This window comes from Nocardiopsis sp. NPDC055879, from assembly GCF_053615935.1.
In genome coordinates, this window is the sequence record NZ_JBSHCT010000108.1 from 1 (window position 1) to 1,131 (window position 1,131).

A 1,131-nucleotide genomic window follows, 5' to 3' on the forward strand; every position below is an offset into this window, starting at 1 on the left:
GTGGCGCCATCGTGGTGGCGCTGGCGCTCATCGCGCTCCGTGGAGGCACGCACGGAAGGACCATCCGCCTGTCCGGGATGGCGCAGTCCATGGGCTACCTGTTGGCCGCCGGCGGCCCCGTGGCCGCGGGCACGCTCGGACAGGCCATGGGCGTATGGGAACCGGTGCTGTTGCTGGTGGGCGCCCTCGCACTGGCGCAGGTGGGCGTTTCCCTGTTGGCCGGTCGCCCCGAGCGAAGCCCTCGGGCACGGGAACACACCGACCGCTGAGGGCACGGAGAGCCGAGGGCATGGGGAAGGGCGCCCCCGCCGGTCCCCGTCGAACGGTGACGGTACCGGTGGGGGCGCCCCTGGGAGTGCCGGGTGGTGTCCGGGAGAGGAGGAAACACCACCCGGGGAAGGACCGCCCGCTCTCTGCTTCGAACGATCCGTGGTCGACGGCTACAGCGAGATGCCCAGTGCCCAGGTCATCAGGCCGTACATGGTGCCGAGGATGAGGAACAGGGCCACGAGGTTGAGCCAGACGCCGCCCTTGATCATCTCGCCGATCTTGACGTAGCCCGAACCGAAGGCGATCGCGTTCGGCGGGGTCGCCACCGGGAGCATGAAGGCCATGGTGGCGGCGAGCGCGACCGGGACCACCAGGGCGAGGACGTCGATGTCCATACCCATGGCCACGCCGCCCATGATCGGCAGGAACGTCGCCGCCGTCGCGGTGTTACTGGTGAGCTCGGTGAGGAACAGGACCAGCGCGCTGACCGCCAGGATCAGCACCCAGGTGGGCACCCCGGACAGGAAGGAGACCTGGGCTCCGACCCAGGCGCTCAACCCGGAGTCGGTGAACTGGGCGGAGATCGCCAGCCCGCCACCGAAGAGGAGCAGCACGCCCCAGGGCAGCTTGACCGCCGTCTCCCAGTCCATCAGCGGGGTCTTGCGGTCCACGGGGATCAGGAAGAGCAGGACCGCGACGGTCATCGCGACGCCCGCGTCCGTGACGTTACCGAGCCAGGGAGCCACGGCGGCGACCGGACCCAGGTCGGCGATCATCGGGACGAAGATCCAGGACAGGGCCGCGAAGGCGAACACCGCCAGGACGAGCTTCTCACCACGGGACATGGCGCCCATCTTGGTG

Annotated in this window: 1 protein-coding gene and 1 pseudogene; one reads left to right on the forward strand and one right to left on the reverse strand. The window is 69.8% G+C overall.

Annotated elements, in window-relative coordinates; translation table 11 throughout:
- A pseudogene (locus ACWGKS_RS30080) lies at window positions 1-269 on the forward strand (hypothetical protein); the annotation flags it as partial.
- Between the two features lie 171 nt (window positions 270-440).
- Here ACWGKS_RS30080 and ACWGKS_RS30085 read toward each other — a convergent pair.
- Window positions 441-1,131: SLC13 family permease (locus ACWGKS_RS30085; protein ID WP_452525124.1), on the reverse strand; the 691-nt coding region annotated here is incomplete at its 5' end.